General features: G+C 69.7%; 18 protein-coding genes, 1 tRNA gene and 1 pseudogene. 14 read left to right on the forward strand and 6 right to left on the reverse strand.

From position 1 onward, the window contains the following. Positions 1 to 77 precede the first annotated feature (77 nt). Positions 78 to 671, forward strand: a complete 594-nt coding sequence (locus AOK08_RS35415) for an HhH-GPD-type base excision DNA repair protein (protein ID WP_055533657.1) — start codon at positions 78 to 80, stop codon at positions 669 to 671. A gap of 34 nt (positions 672 to 705) precedes the next feature. Here AOK08_RS35415 and AOK08_RS35420 read toward each other — a convergent pair whose 3' ends face one another. Beyond that, positions 706 to 2,442 (reverse strand): helicase HerA-like domain-containing protein, encoded by a 1,737-nt coding sequence (locus tag AOK08_RS35420; RefSeq protein ID WP_079054460.1) that lies wholly within the window; start codon positions 2,440 to 2,442, stop codon positions 706 to 708. A 104-nt stretch (positions 2,443 to 2,546) separates the two neighbouring features. On the opposite strand from AOK08_RS35420, the gene AOK08_RS35425 reads away from it, so the two are divergent. Both AOK08_RS35425 and AOK08_RS35430 read left to right on the forward strand, forming a co-directional pair. Then, complete coding sequence (locus tag AOK08_RS35425) at positions 2,547 to 2,843, forward strand: type II toxin-antitoxin system VapB family antitoxin (protein WP_006377352.1); 297 nt, start codon at positions 2,547 to 2,549, stop codon at positions 2,841 to 2,843. Positions 2,844 to 2,988: 145 nt separating this feature from the next. Then, positions 2,989 to 3,639 (forward strand): LytR C-terminal domain-containing protein, encoded by a 651-nt coding sequence (locus AOK08_RS35430; protein ID WP_157876930.1) that lies wholly within the window; start codon positions 2,989 to 2,991, stop codon positions 3,637 to 3,639. 16 nt (positions 3,640 to 3,655) lie between these two features. On the opposite strand, the gene upp is transcribed toward AOK08_RS35430, so the two are convergent. Next, a complete protein-coding gene (gene upp, locus AOK08_RS35435) occupies positions 3,656 to 4,291 on the reverse strand; it encodes a uracil phosphoribosyltransferase (RefSeq protein WP_055533660.1) in 636 nt (211 codons plus the stop codon). A 242-nt stretch (positions 4,292 to 4,533) separates the two neighbouring features. Between upp and AOK08_RS35440 the strand changes: the two genes are divergently transcribed. The 8 genes from AOK08_RS35440 (at position 4,534) to AOK08_RS35470 (ending at position 9,249) form a co-directional block, all read left to right on the forward strand. After that, positions 4,534 to 4,713 carry a hypothetical protein gene (locus AOK08_RS35440; protein WP_055533676.1) on the forward strand — a complete coding sequence of 60 codons (180 nt, stop codon included), beginning with the start codon at positions 4,534 to 4,536 and terminating at the stop codon, positions 4,711 to 4,713. Positions 4,714 to 4,988: 275 nt separating this feature from the next. Then, positions 4,989 to 5,540, forward strand: a complete 552-nt coding sequence (locus AOK08_RS35445) for a tRNA adenosine deaminase-associated protein (protein ID WP_055533661.1) — start codon at positions 4,989 to 4,991, stop codon at positions 5,538 to 5,540. Between the two features lie 62 nt (positions 5,541 to 5,602). Continuing rightward, positions 5,603 to 6,055: a tRNA adenosine(34) deaminase TadA gene (gene tadA, locus AOK08_RS35450; RefSeq protein WP_055533662.1), complete on the forward strand. Its 453-nt coding sequence runs from the start codon at positions 5,603 to 5,605 to the stop codon at positions 6,053 to 6,055. Positions 6,056 to 6,145: 90 nt separating this feature from the next. After that, a tRNA-Ser gene (locus AOK08_RS35455) sits at positions 6,146 to 6,230 on the forward strand. 111 nt (positions 6,231 to 6,341) lie between these two features. Then, complete coding sequence (locus tag AOK08_RS45185; protein ID WP_107101129.1) at positions 6,342 to 6,518, forward strand: hypothetical protein; 177 nt, start codon at positions 6,342 to 6,344, stop codon at positions 6,516 to 6,518. A 73-nt stretch (positions 6,519 to 6,591) separates the two neighbouring features. Then, positions 6,592 to 6,885 (forward strand): Dabb family protein, encoded by a 294-nt coding sequence (locus AOK08_RS35460; protein WP_055533664.1) that lies wholly within the window; start codon positions 6,592 to 6,594, stop codon positions 6,883 to 6,885. Positions 6,886 to 7,058: 173 nt separating this feature from the next. After that, positions 7,059 to 7,970, forward strand: coding sequence for a SigB/SigF/SigG family RNA polymerase sigma factor (locus AOK08_RS35465; protein ID WP_055533677.1), 912 nt, complete (start codon positions 7,059 to 7,061; stop codon positions 7,968 to 7,970). Between the two features lie 361 nt (positions 7,971 to 8,331). Next, positions 8,332 to 9,249 carry an RNA polymerase sigma factor SigF gene (locus tag AOK08_RS35470; protein WP_055533666.1) on the forward strand — a complete coding sequence of 306 codons (918 nt, stop codon included), beginning with the start codon at positions 8,332 to 8,334 and terminating at the stop codon, positions 9,247 to 9,249. Between the two features lie 102 nt (positions 9,250 to 9,351). Here AOK08_RS35470 and AOK08_RS35475 read toward each other — a convergent pair whose 3' ends face one another. Then, the gene (locus AOK08_RS35475; RefSeq protein ID WP_055533678.1) at positions 9,352 to 9,864 is read right to left on the reverse strand and encodes a GntR family transcriptional regulator; all 513 of its coding nucleotides are present in this window, start codon (positions 9,862 to 9,864) and stop codon (positions 9,352 to 9,354) included. Between the two features lie 115 nt (positions 9,865 to 9,979). Next, the gene (locus tag AOK08_RS35480) at positions 9,980 to 10,177 is read right to left on the reverse strand and encodes a hypothetical protein (RefSeq protein ID WP_055533668.1); all 198 of its coding nucleotides are present in this window, start codon (positions 10,175 to 10,177) and stop codon (positions 9,980 to 9,982) included. Positions 10,178 to 10,367: 190 nt separating this feature from the next. Between AOK08_RS35480 and AOK08_RS35485 the strand changes: the two genes are divergently transcribed. Together AOK08_RS35485 and AOK08_RS35490 are read left to right on the forward strand one after the other, a co-directional pair. After that, positions 10,368 to 10,805: a MarR family winged helix-turn-helix transcriptional regulator gene (locus AOK08_RS35485; RefSeq protein WP_055533670.1), complete on the forward strand. Its 438-nt coding sequence runs from the start codon at positions 10,368 to 10,370 to the stop codon at positions 10,803 to 10,805. A gap of 212 nt (positions 10,806 to 11,017) precedes the next feature. Next, positions 11,018 to 12,538: pseudogene (locus AOK08_RS35490) on the forward strand (MDR family MFS transporter); the annotation flags it as partial. Between the two features lie 195 nt (positions 12,539 to 12,733). On the opposite strand, the gene AOK08_RS35495 reads toward AOK08_RS35490, so the two are convergent. Beyond that, positions 12,734 to 13,147: a hypothetical protein gene (locus AOK08_RS35495; RefSeq protein WP_055533672.1), complete on the reverse strand. Its 414-nt coding sequence runs from the start codon at positions 13,145 to 13,147 to the stop codon at positions 12,734 to 12,736. A gap of 367 nt (positions 13,148 to 13,514) precedes the next feature. On the opposite strand from AOK08_RS35495, the gene AOK08_RS35500 reads away from it, so the two are divergent. Further along, the gene (locus AOK08_RS35500) at positions 13,515 to 13,985 is read left to right on the forward strand and encodes a PPOX class F420-dependent oxidoreductase (RefSeq protein ID WP_055533673.1); all 471 of its coding nucleotides are present in this window, start codon (positions 13,515 to 13,517) and stop codon (positions 13,983 to 13,985) included. Positions 13,986 to 14,114: 129 nt separating this feature from the next. On the opposite strand, the gene AOK08_RS35505 is transcribed toward AOK08_RS35500, so the two are convergent. After that, the gene (locus tag AOK08_RS35505; RefSeq protein ID WP_055533674.1) at positions 14,115 to 14,888 is read right to left on the reverse strand and encodes a TetR/AcrR family transcriptional regulator; all 774 of its coding nucleotides are present in this window, start codon (positions 14,886 to 14,888) and stop codon (positions 14,115 to 14,117) included. Positions 14,889 to 15,005 lie beyond the last annotated feature (117 nt).

Genomic DNA, 15,005 nt, shown 5'->3' on the forward strand with positions numbered 1-15,005 from the left:
GTTTATAAGCGACAGCCCCCCCCCCGTACGGCCATGTCCCGCACGCGGCCCGGCGGCCCTCGGGGGATGATCGATCCATGGACGTCACTCTCCACCTCGCCCAGGACCCCGAGGCCGACGCGCTTCTCGGCCGCAGCCCGCTCGCCGCGCTGACCGGAATGCTGCTGGACCAGCAGGTTCCGATGGAGTGGGCGTTCAAGGGGCCGGCGACCATCGCCCAGCGGCTCGGCGCCGACGATCTCGACGCGCACGAGATCGCGGCGTACGACCCCGAGGCCTTCGCCGCGCTCCTCTCCGACAAGCCGGCCGTGCACCGGTACCCGGGCTCGATGGCCAAGCGGATCCAGCAGCTCTGCCAGTACCTCGTCGAGCACTACGACGGTGACGCCGAGGGAGTCTGGCGGGACGCGGCGACCGGTCAGGAGCTGCTGAAGCGCCTCACCGACCTGCCCGGCTTCGGCAAGCAGAAGGCCCAGATCTTCCTGGCCCTCCTCGGCAAGCAGCTCGGCGTACGGCCCACGGGCTGGCGCGAGGCGGCCGGCGCCTACGGCGAGCCGAAGTCCTTCCGCTCCGTCGCCGACATCACCGGCCCCGAGTCCCTCGTCAAGGTCCGGGCCCACAAGCAGGAGATGAAGGCGGCGGCGAAGGCCGCGAAGGCCTCCGGCAAGTAGGCCCCCCGGCCGGGTCCAGGCGGACTCCCGATGACTATCTTCTCCGCCGCGCCGTGCCGAAGATGGAGCGGGTGATCTCCCGGCCGATCTGCGTGCCGACGGAACGCGCCAGCGACTTGAACATGCCGCTGCCGACCACCTGTTCGACGACCGTCCGTTCCCCCTTCCGCTCCTCCGTCCGTTCCCCCGTCCGTTCCTCCCGATGCTTCGCGGGCGCCGCCATCTCGTCCGGCCCCTTCGCCCCACGTGTTCCATCGGAGGGCTTCGTAGCCTTCGCCGCCGTGAGCTTCTCGTACGCCGATTCTCTGTCCACAGCCTGTGCGTAACGGGCGTGGAGCGGCGATGCGGTGACCGCCCGGTCGAGGTCGGCCGGGTCCACCGGGCCCATCAGGGACTCGGGGGCGCGCAGCCGGGTCGCGGCGACGGGCGTCGGGGCGCCCTTCTCGCTCAGTACGGTGACCACCGCCTCGCCCGTTCCGAGGCCGGTGAGGAGTTCCTCCAGGTCGTACACCGAGTTCGGGAAGGTCTTCACGGTGGCCCTGAGGGCCTTCTGGTCGTCCGGGGTGAAGGCGCGCAGCGCGTGCTGGACGCGGTTGCCGAGCTGGCCGAGGACATCGGCGGGCACGTCCTTCGGGGTCTGTGTCACGAAGAAGACGCCCACCCCCTTCGAACGGATGAGGCGGACGGTCTGCGTGATCGCGTCCAGGAACGCCTTCGACGCGCCGTTGAAGAGCAGATGCGCCTCGTCGAAGAAGAAGACGAGCTTCGGCCGGTCGGAGTCGCCGACCTCGGGGAGGTCGTGGAAGAGGTCGGCCAGCAGCCACATCAGGAACGTCGAGAACAACTGCGGCCGGTCCTGTACGGCGGGCAGTTCGAGGAGCGAGACGACACCCCGGCCGTCCGGCGCCGTACGCAGCAGCTCGGCCGTGTCGAACTCGGGTTCGCCGAAGAAGTCCGCCATGCCCTGTGCCTCGAAGGCGGTCAGGGAACGCAGGATCACCCCGGCCGTGGCCGTGGACAGCCCGCCGATGTTCTTCAGCTCGGCCTTGCCCTCGTCGGAGACGAGAAAGGCGACGACCGCTCTCAGGTCCTTGAGGTCGAGCAGTTCGAGGCCCTTCTGGTCGGCGTAGTGGAAGACCAGGCCGAGGGACTGCTCCTGGGTGTGGTTGAGCTGGAGCACCTTGGACAGCAGCACCGGGCCGAAACTGGTGATCGTGGCCCGTACCGGGATGCCGTGGCCGAGACCGCCGAGGGCGTAGAACTCGGCGGGGAAACCGGTCGCCGTCCACTTCTGGTGCACCTCGGCGGCGCGCGACGCGACCCTGTCGTTCGCCGTCCCGGGCGCCGAGATCCCGGAGACGTCGCCCTTCACATCGGCCAGGAAAACGGGCACACCCTGGGCGCTGAGCTGTTCGGCGATCAACTGGAGCGTCTTGGTCTTGCCGGTCCCTGTCGCCCCCGCGACCAGACCGTGCCGGTTGAGCATGGGGAGCGGGATACGGATCCCGGCGTCCGGGAGGCACGTCCCGTCCCACAGCAGGGCGCCCAGATCGAGCGCCGGGCCGGTGAAGGCGTACCCGGCGGCGATCTCCAGCGCGGTCCGGGGGAGTGCGGGAGCACTTCCGGGCGTACGGGGTGACGGGTCGGGCGGGGCGGAGGCGCCGGGCGCGGAGAGGGCGTTTGCCGGTGGCAATGGCCCGGCGACAGCCTCCGCCGCGACGTCCGTGGTTGCCCCCGCGGCGGCCGATGGCACGCTCTCGCTGTCGCTCATGGCGAACCCCTCTTCCGGTTTGCCCCGCTTTACGACACCTTTTCCAGCGTCGCACTCCGTCTCCATGGCTGCGCCCGGAACGTCTGGACCGGTAGGCTTTCCGTGTGATCTTCAAGCGCATCGGAAACGGCCGGCCGTACCCCGACCACGGCCGGGAAAGCACCCGGCAGTGGGCGGATGTCGCGCCGCGCCCGGTCCGCCTCGATCAGCTCGTGACGACCAAGGGCCAGCTCGACCTGGAGACCCTCCTCGCCGAGGACTCGACGTTCTACGGCGACCTCTTCGCGCATGTCGTGAAGTGGCAGGGCGACCTGTATCTGGAGGACGGTCTGCACCGCGCTGTCCGGGCGGCCCTCCAGCAACGCCAGGTACTGCACGCCCGCGTCCTCGAAATGGACTGACGGCAGTCCTCACGGCGCCCGGTGGCCGTCTCATGGCCCTCTCATGGCCGTCCTGGCGACGCTTATTGGCCCTTTCGGGTAGTACTGCGGCCGGGGCAATGATCATTTAGTAGGCATCACCGTCCGGGCGCACTACGCTGCGCCCATGAGCATGCTGACTCCCCCCGGAATGGGCGGCCAGTACCGCATCACGGGGGACAAGTACCCGCGGATGCGCCGACCACGGGGGCGCCGCAGACTCGTGCTCGGACTCGTGGCCTCCGTCGCCGCCCTCGGCCTGATCGGCTGGGGCACCTTGCAGCTCATCGACGTCTTCACCGGCGGCGGCAGCAAGGCGACGGCCGCGGGCCCCAAGGCGGACTGCGCCACCAAGGCGAGCCCCTCGCCCACGCCGACGGCGGCCGCCAAGGCCCTTCCCAAGCCCGGCGGCATCACCGTCAACGTCCTGAACGCCACGCCCCGCAGCGGCCTGGCCAAGCAGGCCGCGGACGAGCTGAAGAAGCGCGGCTTCCGCATCGGCGACGTCGGCAACGCGCCCAAGGCGTACGACAAGAAGATCGCCGGAACCGGAATACTGCTCGGCGCGAAGTCGGCCGTCCAGGCCGCCCTGCCCCTGCTCGGCACCCAGCTCGCCGGGGCCCAGTTGAAGACCGACACGCGTGCGTCGGCCACCGAGGTCGACCTGCTCATCGGCACCACGTTCACGGCCCTGACCAACAAGAAGGACGCCGACCAGGCCCTGGCCGCACTGGCCAACCCCGTACCGGCGCCCTCCAGCACCCCGAAGAACTGCTGAGCCCTTCCGGCGACCGCTACTCGGCCGCGCCGTACAGCCGGTCGCCCGCGTCGCCGAGGCCCGGGACGATGTAGCCGTGCTCGTTCAGGCGCTCGTCGATCGAGGCCGTCACCACGGTGACCGGGGTGCCCGCCAGCTCGCGCTCCATGACCTCGACGCCCTCCGGCGCGGCCAGCAGGACGACGGCCGTCACATCGTCGGCGCCGCGCTTGATCAGCTCCTGGATCGCCGCGACCAGGGTGCCGCCGGTGGCGAGCATCGGGTCGAGGACGTACACCTGACGCCCGGAGAGGTCCTCCGGCATACGGGTGGCGTACGTGGACGCCTCAAGCGTCTCCTCGTCGCGCACCATGCCCATGAAGCCCACCTCGGCGGTCGGCAGCAGCCGGACCATGCCGTCCAGCATGCCGAGACCGGCCCGCAGGATCGGCACCACCAGCGGGCGCGGGTAGGACAGCTTGACGCCGGTGGTCGGAGCGACCGGCGTGGTGATGTCGACCTGTTCGGTGCGCACGTCGCGCGTGGCCTCGTAGGCGAGCAGGGTGACCAGTTCGTCGGCGAGGCGGCGGAAGGTCGCGGAGTCGGTGCGGCGGTCGCGCAGCGTGGTGAGCTTGTGGGCGACCAGAGGGTGGTCGACGACGTGGAGACGCATGTCCCTAACAGTAGCCGTGGTCCCGTACAGCGGCCCGCCCTCCATACAGCGGTTCCGCGTCCCCGTACAGCCGTTCCGGTCCCCCGTCACCCTTCCGCTGGCATCAAACCGCCCGACGGAGGGAAGGTGGAGGGACGGATTGGGGGTGTCTACCCATGCCTGACCATGACCCCGGACAGCAGGCCGGACAGCAGGCCGGACGACGGAAGGCCGACCAGGAAGCCGACCGGTCCCAAAAGGCCCTGGAGACCGCGGAGTCCTCCTCCGAGGCCCCGGAGACCGAGGCCGAACGGCGCCGGCGGCGGGCCGCCTTCCTGCGCGAGCTGACCGAGGCGCGCGAGCTGCGCGACCGTGTTCAGCCGCGCCGCGCCAAGGCCGCGCGTCTTCGCCACGCCATGCGAATGCGCACGTTCCGCTGGTAGGACCCCGGCAGTACCCCCGATTGAGGGGGGAGCCGTGCGAGGGCGGTGCGGGAAGCCGGTTACGATCCGCTGGTGGCGGCAACGGAAGCACTGCTGAAGGGCTCGACCTGAAAGCGATCAAAAGAGCCGGACACAGGGTGCCGAAGACGTCCCCTGAACGCTCCGTTTCTGCCACGATTCCGAGTGGGTGGGGCTCGGCACACAGCCTTCTCCGCCCGTAACCTCCGCCGGGGGGACCCCCAACCGGCACGCCTAGGAACAGTGGGAGAGTCACGGTGTACTTCGCCGCACTGCTCGCGCGCACCGAAGACGGGTGGGAAGCGAGCGACACAGAGCTCGACGATGTGGAAACCCTGTCGGACCTGGCCGAACTGGCCCGTGAAGCGTCCCCCGAGGACGACACGGTGCTGGTTCTCATCGAGCAGGAGGACGCCTGGTTCGGCGTCGTCCGCATCGACGGCGAGGACGACCCCCGGATCTACGTCTCGGACGCCGCCGCCGCTGCCCGTAGTTCGTACGGTGAGATCCTGCTCACAGCCGAGCTCCTCGGCCGCGATCCGGACACCGACGAGCCTGATCTCGACGCCCTCGACCTCGACGGTACCGAGGACGGTGAGTCGGACTCCGATCCGGACACCGACTCCGGCTCCGACGACGACACCGGCGCCCCCGCCGACGCGGTGCCGCACGGCCCCGTGGGGGACCCGGTCATCCTCGACGACCTCGGGGTCGGCGAGAAGGAACTGCGCGCCCTGGACGCCGACGACGCGCTGGGCGCGATCGCCGAGGCCCTGGGAGCGTCGGAGGTCCTGGAGACGGTGCGCTGAGCCGACAGGACCCGACCGTCCAGGAAACACCTGACCCGGTACGCGATCCGTGGCGGGCCGCGATGCGGCTCGCCCTGGCCGAGGCCGGGCGGGCCGCCCTGGGCGGTGACGTCCCCGTCGGCGCCGTCGTCCTGGCCGCCGACGGTACGACGGTGCTCGCGAGCGGGCACAACGAGCGCGAGGCGACGGGCGATCCGACCGCGCACGCGGAGGTCCTCGCGCTCCGGCGGGCCGCGGCGGAGCTCGGGGAGTGGCGGCTGTCCGGCTGCACGCTCGTCGTGACACTGGAGCCCTGCACGATGTGCGCGGGCGCCGTCGTGCAGTCGCGGATCGACCGGGTCGTCTACGGCGCCCGCGACGAGAAGGCGGGCGCGGCCGGCTCCCTCTGGGACCTCGTACGCGACCGCCGCCTCAACCACCGCCCCGAGGTGATCGGCGGCGTCCTCGCGGACGACTGCGCGGATCTCCTCACCACGTTCTTCCGCCACGACCGCCGCCCACCGGCCGACCCCTGATTCCCTCTCAGCTTCGGCCGCCGCCTCACCGGCGGGGGCCCGGGAAAACGGATTTCGAACCACGCCACACCTTGCTGTAAGGTCTCTCTCGGTAGCGTGTCCGAGCGGCCGAAGGAGCTCGCCTCGAAAGCGAGTGTGGCGCAAGTCACCGAGGGTTCAAATCCCTCCGCTACCGCTGAACAGGCGAAGGGCCCGGTCCATTGGACCGGGCCCTTCGCCGTCTTTCGTGCGACAACGGTCAGGTATCGTGCGATCAGGTCTGTTGGGGTCTGAGGGGGAGGCCGCCGTGGCGGTGAATGCGAAGAAGATCGCCGTCTATGTCCTCGTGGTCTTCGTGCTGTACGTGATCATCACGGACCCGAAGAAAGCGGCCGGATATGTCGAGATAGCCTTCGAAGGCGTCTCGACCGCGGCTGGCGCCATAGGGGATTTCATGACCTGGATCACCAACGGCGCCAAGTAGCGGTCGGCAAGTAAGCAAGTGAGTTAGTACGCAGGTACGTAGGTACTTGAGCCAGTAAGCCCGGGGAGTGCACGTGATCCGCCATCTGGTCCTCTTCAAGCTCAACGAGGGCGTCCAGCGCGACGAACCGCGGGTCGTCGCGGGCGCCGAGGCCTTCCGCGCCCTGGGCGGCCAGATCGACGAACTCCGCTTCTGGGAGTGCGACTGGAACATCACCGACCGCCCCATCGCCTACGACTTCGCGATCAACTCGGCGGTCGAGGACGTGGCCGCGCTGAAGCGGTATGTGGACCACCCGGCCCACCAGTCGGCCGCCGCACAGTGGCGCGAGTTCGCCACCTGGGTGATCGCCGACTACGAGTTCTGAGCCGTACGGCCACACGGCGGCCCCGCACCGGAACGGTGTGGGGCTTTTTTGCGCCTCATGGGCCAACTCTCCCTCAACACGGTGTTATGGGGTGCTTGCACACAGTGCACATGTCTTGTGATGCTATGACCGCTTTTGACGGATGAGTTGACCATGAGTTGACCGATGAAGAGGTGGCGTTGACCGTGTCGGCCAGTACTGCGCCACCCCAGGAAGCCACGGCCCAAGAGATCACCGTCCAAGAGATCACCGCCCAGGAACCGGCACCACAGGAACCCGCACCACAGGAACCCGCAGCTCAGGAGCCCGCCCCGCAGCGGAGCCGGGGCGCCGACACCCGCGCGCTCACCCAGGTGCTCTTCGGCCAGCTCAAGATGCTGGAACCGGGTACGCCGGAGCACAACCGCGTACGGGGGGCGCTCATCGAGGCGAACCTCCCGCTCGTGCGCTACGCGGCCGCCCGCTTCCGCTCCCGCAACGAGCCGATGGAGGACGTCGTCCAGGTCGGCACCATCGGACTGATCAACGCCATCGACCGCTTCGACCCGGACCGGGGTGTGCAGTTCCCGACGTTCGCCATGCCGACCGTCATCGGCGAGATCAAGCGGTACTTCCGGGACAACGTCCGCACGGTCCACGTACCGCGCCGGCTGCACGAGTTGTGGGTGCAGGTCAACGGCGCGACGGAGGACCTGACCACGGCGTACGGGCGCACCCCGACGACCGCCGAGATCGCCGAGCGGCTGCGCATCAGCGAGGACGACGTGCTGTCCTGCATCGAGGCCGGCCGCTCGTACCACGCGACCTCGCTGGAGGCCGCCCAGGAGGGCGACGGCCTGCCCGGACTGGTCGACCGCCTCGGCTTCGAGGACCCCGCGCTGGACGGCGTGGAACACCGCGACCTGGTCCGCCATCTGCTGGTCCAGCTCCCCGAACGGGAGCAGCGCATCCTGCTGCTGCGTTACTACAGCAACCTCACCCAGTCGCAGATCAGCGCGGAACTGGGCGTCTCCCAGATGCACGTGTCCCGGCTGCTGGCACGCAGCTTCGCCCGCCTGCGCTCCGCGAACCGCGTCGAGGCGTAGCCGGGATAGCTGGGACAGCTGGGATAGCCGGGACAGTTGGGACAGCTGGGGTCGGACCCGAGGACGCCGCCGGGGACGGCCCTTTCGGGGTAACCGGACACAGGAGCGATCTGTCACCTGTGAGAGCGAATCGCCCAGTGGCGCACTTCCCGCCATTTCTATGGTGAAACACCGTCAGACCCCCTGTTTCCAGGGCGGATTCATGTACCGCATGTCGACATGTCACTACAGCGCGTTGCCGACATGTGACATTCTGCCGGAAGAGCGTTTGCCGTGGCTTCGGCTCCGGTATTCAGGTGAAGGCTGCGTTCCTCAGATCGGGAACGACCGCCGCGACCGTCCGCGACCCAAAGGGGGTGGCATGTCCGCAGACCAGGGCAGCTCCAAGGTGCTCACGCTCACCAAGAGCGAGTCGGCGCCCGCCGAGCTTCACGACGTCCCGGCCCTCGTAGTGGAGGTCGAGGCAGAGGCAGCCCCGGCCGTCCAGGCCCTCCCGGCCGCACCACCGGCCACGGGGCCCATCGACACCCGCACCCTGTCCCGTTCCCTGTTCCTGCGGCTCGCCGCCCTCGACGAGAACAGCCCGGAGCGCGCGTACGTCCGGGACACACTCATCGAGCTGAACCTCCCCCTCGTCCGGTACGCGGCGGCCCGCTTCCGCTCCCGGAACGAGCCGATGGAGGACATCGTCCAGGTCGGCACCATCGGCCTGATCAAGGCGATCGACCGCTTCGACTGCGAACGGGGAGTCGAGTTCCCGACGTTCGCGATGCCGACGGTCGTGGGCGAGATCAAGCGCTTCTTCCGCGACACGTCGTGGTCGGTGCGCGTCCCGCGCCGGCTTCAGGAGCTGCGCCTGGCCCTCACCAAGGCCAGCGACGAACTCGCCCAGAAGCTGGACCGCTCCCCCACGGTCACCGAACTCGCCGCGGTCCTGGGCGTGTCCGAGGAGGACGTGGTCGACGGCCTCGCGGTCGGCAACGCGTACACGGCCTCGTCCCTGGACTCCCCGGCCCCGGAGGACGACGGCGGCGAGGGCTCCCTGGCGGACCGCCTCGGCTACGAGGACACGGCACTGGAGGGCGTGGAGTACCGCGAGTCCCTCAAGCCGCTGCTGGCCAAACTCCCGCCCCGTGAGCGCCGGATCATCATGCTGCGGTTCTTCGCCAACATGACCCAGTCGCAGATCGGCGAGGAGGTCGGCATCTCCCAGATGCACGTGTCCCGCCTGCTGACCCGGACCCTGTCCCAGCTCCGCGAGGGCCTGATCTCGGACTGAGGCGTCTGCGTCACCCCGGAGGGTCTCCCCCAGGACCCTCACCAAGGGCTCCGCGGTTCCTGGCGGTCGTCTCGCGCGGTGCGGGGCGGTGCCGGGCGGCGACTAGCCGATCCGGAGTTCGTAGCGCAGGCGTTGGCGGTGGGCCGGCATGGTCATCAGGTCGGCCTGGAGCGGGCGGTCCTCGGCATCCAGGGTGAGCCGGGTCAGCCGCAGGACGGGGTCGTACGGGCCCACGCGCAGCGCGTCCTGCTCCGTCTCGGTCGGCAGTCCGGCCGTCACGTCCTCGCACACCCGTACGCCCACATGCCCGAGTCGCGCGAGCAGGGTGACGGCACCACCCGGGATCTTGGCGACCTGGGCGAGTCCCGTACCTCCGGCGACCGCCACCGGGTAATAGGTGTCCGTCAACTCGCAGGGTTCGCCGTCGAGTTCGATCACCCGGCGCCGTACGACCACGGCTTCGCCCTCGGCGACACCGAGCAGCGCGGAGACCTCGCCGGAGGCCGGCGCCTCTCCCGCGTGGACGATCCGCTGGGTTCCCCGGCGCCCTTTCGCCGCGGCCTCCGCGCTCCAGGCGTCGCCCTGGCCGCCCGCTCGTGGGACCAGATAGGGCATCGAGGTGCTCACCCAGTCGTTTCCACCGGCCACGGCGTACTCCCCTCGTCGGCGAACCCTTCGCCGAGAACCCTTCCCTCGGGCTCCAGGTCCCCGGCCGTCCGGGTCGCCGGTCCTACTTCAGTGCCAGCCAGGCCACCGCCGCCACGACCAGTACGGCGACGACGACGCCGATGATCAGGCCGATACGGGGGCCGGCCTGGGCGGATGCCTGGGGGCTGCCGCCCTGGGGGGTCTCGTCGACGAACGCTCGGAACATCTGGGTGCTGCCCGCGGGGTCGTAGTTGCCCTCGGGGCCCTGGGTGTTGGCCATGATGCGGACCCTAGCGAACCCGACGGCGCCCGCCCAAGTGGGCCCCCTCACAGACCGCCCCCACCTGCGCGTTTACGTTCGCCAATCTTGCCTTTGCCAAGGTTTTAGCCCACTCTGATTCATTTCATTTGCCTGTAGCAACCATTCTTTTCTATGGTTGCCCAGAGCAACGAATGAATGGGGAGGTGTGATGGCCGGGCAGGCGCAGTACGAGGAGTTGGTGCGTCAGTTCAGTGCCTTCGGTGCCGTGAAGCGGGAGATGGGGCGGATCATGCCGCCCGAGTGTCCCGGCGGTTCCGCCGCCGTGCTGACGCTGCTCGACCGGCACGGGGACATGCGGATGAGCCGGCTCGCCGAGCTGCTCGCCGTCGACATGTCCGTGACCAGCCGGCATGTCGCGCACGTCGCCGGACGCGGCTGGATCGAACGTCTTCCCGACCCCGCCGACAAGCGCTCCCGCATCCTCCGGCTGACCCCCTCCGGGTACGCCCAGCTCGGCGAGCTGTCCCGGCGGACCACCGAACTGCTCACCCACCGGCTCGCCCACTGGAGCGACGAGGAGGTCGGACAGCTCGCCCGCCTCATGGGGCGGCTCCGGGAGAGCTTCGCAGCGCAGCCGACGCCGTAAAGCAGAAGCAGCAGCCAGACCTACCCGTAGCCGTGGCCGTAGCCGTAGAGGCAGACGCACACGCGGACATCGACGCGGACATCGACACGGATATCGACGCGAACTTCGACAGAGACAAGGAAAGCTCAATGGCAACGACCACACCGGGCGGTGTGCGGGCGGCGCACGCCGAGCACGGGGGAGGCTCCCACGGCTCCGCCGACGGCACGCCGATGTCGCACCGGCAGATCATGGAAGCGCTCACCGGGCTGCTGCTCGGTATGTTCGTGGCGATCCTGTCGTCGACGATCGTCTCCAACGCCCTGCCCGACATCATCAAGGACCTCGGCGGCGGCCAGAGCGCCTACACCTGGGTCGTGACCGCGTCGCTGCTCGCGATGACCGCGTCCACCCCGCTGTGGGGCAAGCTCGCCGACCTCTTCTCCAAGAAGCTGCTGATCCAGCTCGCGCTCGTCGTCTTCGTGCTCGGCTCGTCCGCCGCCGGGCTCTCGCAGAACGCGGGCATGCTGATCGCGTTCCGTGCCGTGCAGGGCGTCGGCATGGGCGGGCTGTCGGCACTCGCCCAGATCATCCTCGCGGCGATGATCTCCCCGCGTGAGCGCGGACGCTACAACGGCTACCTCGGCGCGACCTTCGCGACCGCGATGGTCGGCGGCCCGCTGATAGGCGGTGTCATCACCGACACGAGCTGGCTGGGCTGGCGCTGGTGCTTCTACGTGGGCGTGCCCTTCGCGGTCGTCGCCCTGGTCGTGCTCCAGCGGACCCTGCACCTGCCCGTCGTGAAGCGTCAGGCCAAGGTCGACTGGTTCGGCGCCTTCTTCATCACCTCGGCCGTCTGTCTGCTGCTGGTCTGGGTGACCTTCGCCGGCGACAAGTACGACTGGGTGTCGTGGCAGACGTTCGCGATGCTCGGCGGCACGGTCGCGCTGCTCGGGGTGTTCGTCGTCGTCGAGTCGAGGGCGAGCGAGCCGATCATCCCGCTGCGGCTCTTCCGCAACCGCACGATCACCCTCGCCTCGCTCGCCTCGCTCTTCGTCGGCCTGGCGATGTACGCGGGCACGATCTTCTTCAGCCAGTACTTCCAGCTCGCCCGTGGCGAGTCGCCGACCATGTCCGGCGTCCTGACGATCCCGATGATCGGCGGCCTGTTCATCGCGTCCACCGTCTCCGGCCAGGTCATCACCCGTACGGGACGCTGGAAGGCGTGGCTGCTCGCCGGCGGTGTGCTGGTGACGTCCGGTCTCGGTCTGCTGGGCAGCCTGCGCTTCGACACCCCGTACTGGCACGTCGCCGTCTACATGGCGCTGCTCGGGCTCGGCGTCGGCATGATGATGCAGAACCTCGTGCTCTGCACCCAGAACCAGGTGTCCCCCTCCGACCTGGGCGTCGCCAGCTCGGTGGTCACGTTCTTCCGCTCCCTCGGCGGCGCGATCGGCGTCTCCGCGCTGGGCGCGGTCCTCGGTCACCGGATCACCGAGCACCTCAAGGACGGCCTGGCGACCATCGACCCGAAGTACGCCGCGGCGCTCTCCGGTTCCACCTCCAACACCATCCCCGACCTCGACGCGCTGCCGGCCCCGCTGCGCACGGTCATCGAGGGCGCGTACGGCCACGGCATCGGCGACGTCTTCCTCTACGCGGCCCCGGCCGCCCTGCTCGCGTTCGTCTTCTCCCTGTTCATCAGGGAGGTCCCGTTGCGGACCAAGGGGGCGCTGGCACAGGCCGCGGAAGCCGCGGAGACCTCTGGTGAGGAGAAGGGCGCCCACTCGGGCGGGAAGTAGCGGAAGGCCGCGGGGAGTCAGGCATGTGCGGTCTCCCCGCGTTCTGGAACCGCGACCAGGTGGTGCGGGCGGGGACGCGTTGCCGACGGGCCGAGGGTGTGACGGGCCGACGGTGTGACCGGTCAGGTCAGGTCAGCTCAGGGCGGGCTAGAGCAGGCGCAGCATCCGGGGCGGGACGAAGAGGTGCCGGGCTCGGTGTTCCTCGGCGTTCATCACGGCCGCGGGCATCCAGTCGGGCCGCCCCTCCGCCTTCGCCAGGCTCTCCTGACGTTCGGCGCAGGTTCCGCAGCCCGGATCCCACGGGGGCAGCAACTCGGCGTGCGCGTCGGCGAGATGGCGGCTGAGCCTGATCTGCGTTCCCAGGACGCTGTCGGCGAAGTCCCAGTCGACGGAGGAGTCCTCGGCCGTCAACCCGGCCACTTCGGCCTGTACGTGACGCATCTCCTCGTAGAGCCGGACACAGTCGGCGCAGTCCCACATCCAGTCGGAGAGAAGGGGCCACTGGTCCGCGCTGTTGTCGTACTCACCGTTGCTCGAACCGTTGCTCGAACCGTCGCTCATACCGCTCCCCGCCCTCAGGTTTGGGTTGTCCGTCCGCTCGGATCCCTCTCCAGAACCGGGCGGTCTCACTCACCCGCCCACCTCGAACCACGCGACTTCGTCCGGAGCCTCATCCCAGGACACCGGAGAGACCGACCGCGCGGACCCTCCACCGGCAGAAGCCCGCTTGCAGCGGCGGCAGCTCGAACCGGCCTGTCCGGCGGCCGGGTGCCGGCGGCCGAGTCCCGGGTGCCGGGCGCCGGGCGCCGGGCGCCGAGTCCCGGGTGCCGAGTCCCGGGTGCCGGGTGCCGGGTGCCGGGTGCCGATGACGGTCGTGTCCCGCGTACCGGGGAGGGGAAACTCCCTGACCTGCGCCTAGGCTGGCGCCATGGCACCGAACATCGCTACGAACACCGCTGTCTCCCTGGCCGAGCTGCTCGACTTCGTACGGCCCCGCCACCGGGCGATCCTGCTCACCCGGCGCGCGGACGGCTCCCCCCAGGCCTCGCCGCTGACCTGCGGGGTCGACGACTCGGGGCGGATCGTCGTGTCGACGTACCCCGAGCGCGCCAAGACGCGCAACGCCAAGCGGGACGAGCGCGTCAGCCTGGTCGTGCTGAGCGACGACTGGAACGGGGCGTGGGTCCAGATCGACGGCACGGCCGAGGTCATCGACTCCCCGGACTCGGTCGAGCCGCTGGTGGAGTACTTCCGCAACATCTCCGGTGAGCACCCGGACTGGGACGAGTACCGCGAGGCCATGGTCAGGCAGGGCAAGTCGATCATCCGGGTGACGCCGGAGCGGTGGGGGCCGGTGGCCACGGGTGGGTTCCCGGCGCGGTTGGCTCCGCCGGAGTGACGGGCGCCCAAGAGCTCGGGGGTTCTGTTCGATTGCGGGTGCGGCGGCGTTGTGGCTGGTCGCGCCCACGCGGCGGAGCCGCACGTGTCAGAGCCCCGCGCCCCTTAGGTGGGTCTACTCCAAGTGGGTCTACTCCAGATGGGTCTTCACCATCGCGTCGATGCCCGCCACCAGCAGTTCCAGCGCGAAGTCGAAGTCTCGTTCCCGCATTTCCTCCACCGTGCCGCCGCCCCGCGCCGCCATGATGTCCGCCGACTCCTGGATGAACCCGGCGGCCTCCGGGGCGGCCTCCACCGCGGTCATCGCGCGCTGGAAATAGGCGTCCTGGGTCATGCCGGCGTCGGCGCAGCGGGCGATGAAGTGGCCCTCGATCGTGCCGAATCCGTACACGAACTGGAAGACGGCCGCGATGGCGCCCGTGAGGCCCCGCGCCGGCAGGCCGGTACGGCGGACGACGCGCTGGACGGCACGCGAGAAGGCCTGTGCGTGCGGGCCGATGTTGAGGTAGGTCCCGGTGAGCGGCGACACCCAGGGGTGGCGGACCAGCAGGGCACGGTACTCGCCGGCCAGCATGCGCAGTTGGTCGCGCCAGTCCTCGCCGTCGGCCTCCGGGTCGGGCAGACGCAGTTCGGCGGAGGTGGCGTCGAGGGCGAGTTCGAGCAGGTCGTCCTTGGTGTCGACGTACCAGTACACCGACATCGCCGTGACGTTCAGCTCGGCGGCCAGCCGCCGCATGGAGAACCTGGCCAGCCCGTCCGCGTCCAGCAGACGGACGGTCACCTCGGTGATACGGTCCCGGTCCAGCCCGGAGGGATGCCCGCTACGACCACTACTGCTCCGATGCGCGGCTTTCCCGTCCAACCACACACTCGTCCGCGCAGGCCGTTCAACCGCCTTCGCCATGGCGCGCCTTCCGATACGTACGTTCACTTGCAAAGATGCTAGGACGCCGCCGACCCAAAGGGGCGCGGGGCTCTGACACTTGCGGCTCCGCCGCGTGGCGCGACCAGCCACAACGCC

Source organism: Streptomyces graminilatus (assembly GCF_001418565.1).
In the GTDB taxonomy this organism is placed as follows: Bacteria; Actinomycetota; Actinomycetes; order Streptomycetales; family Streptomycetaceae; genus Streptomyces; species Streptomyces graminilatus.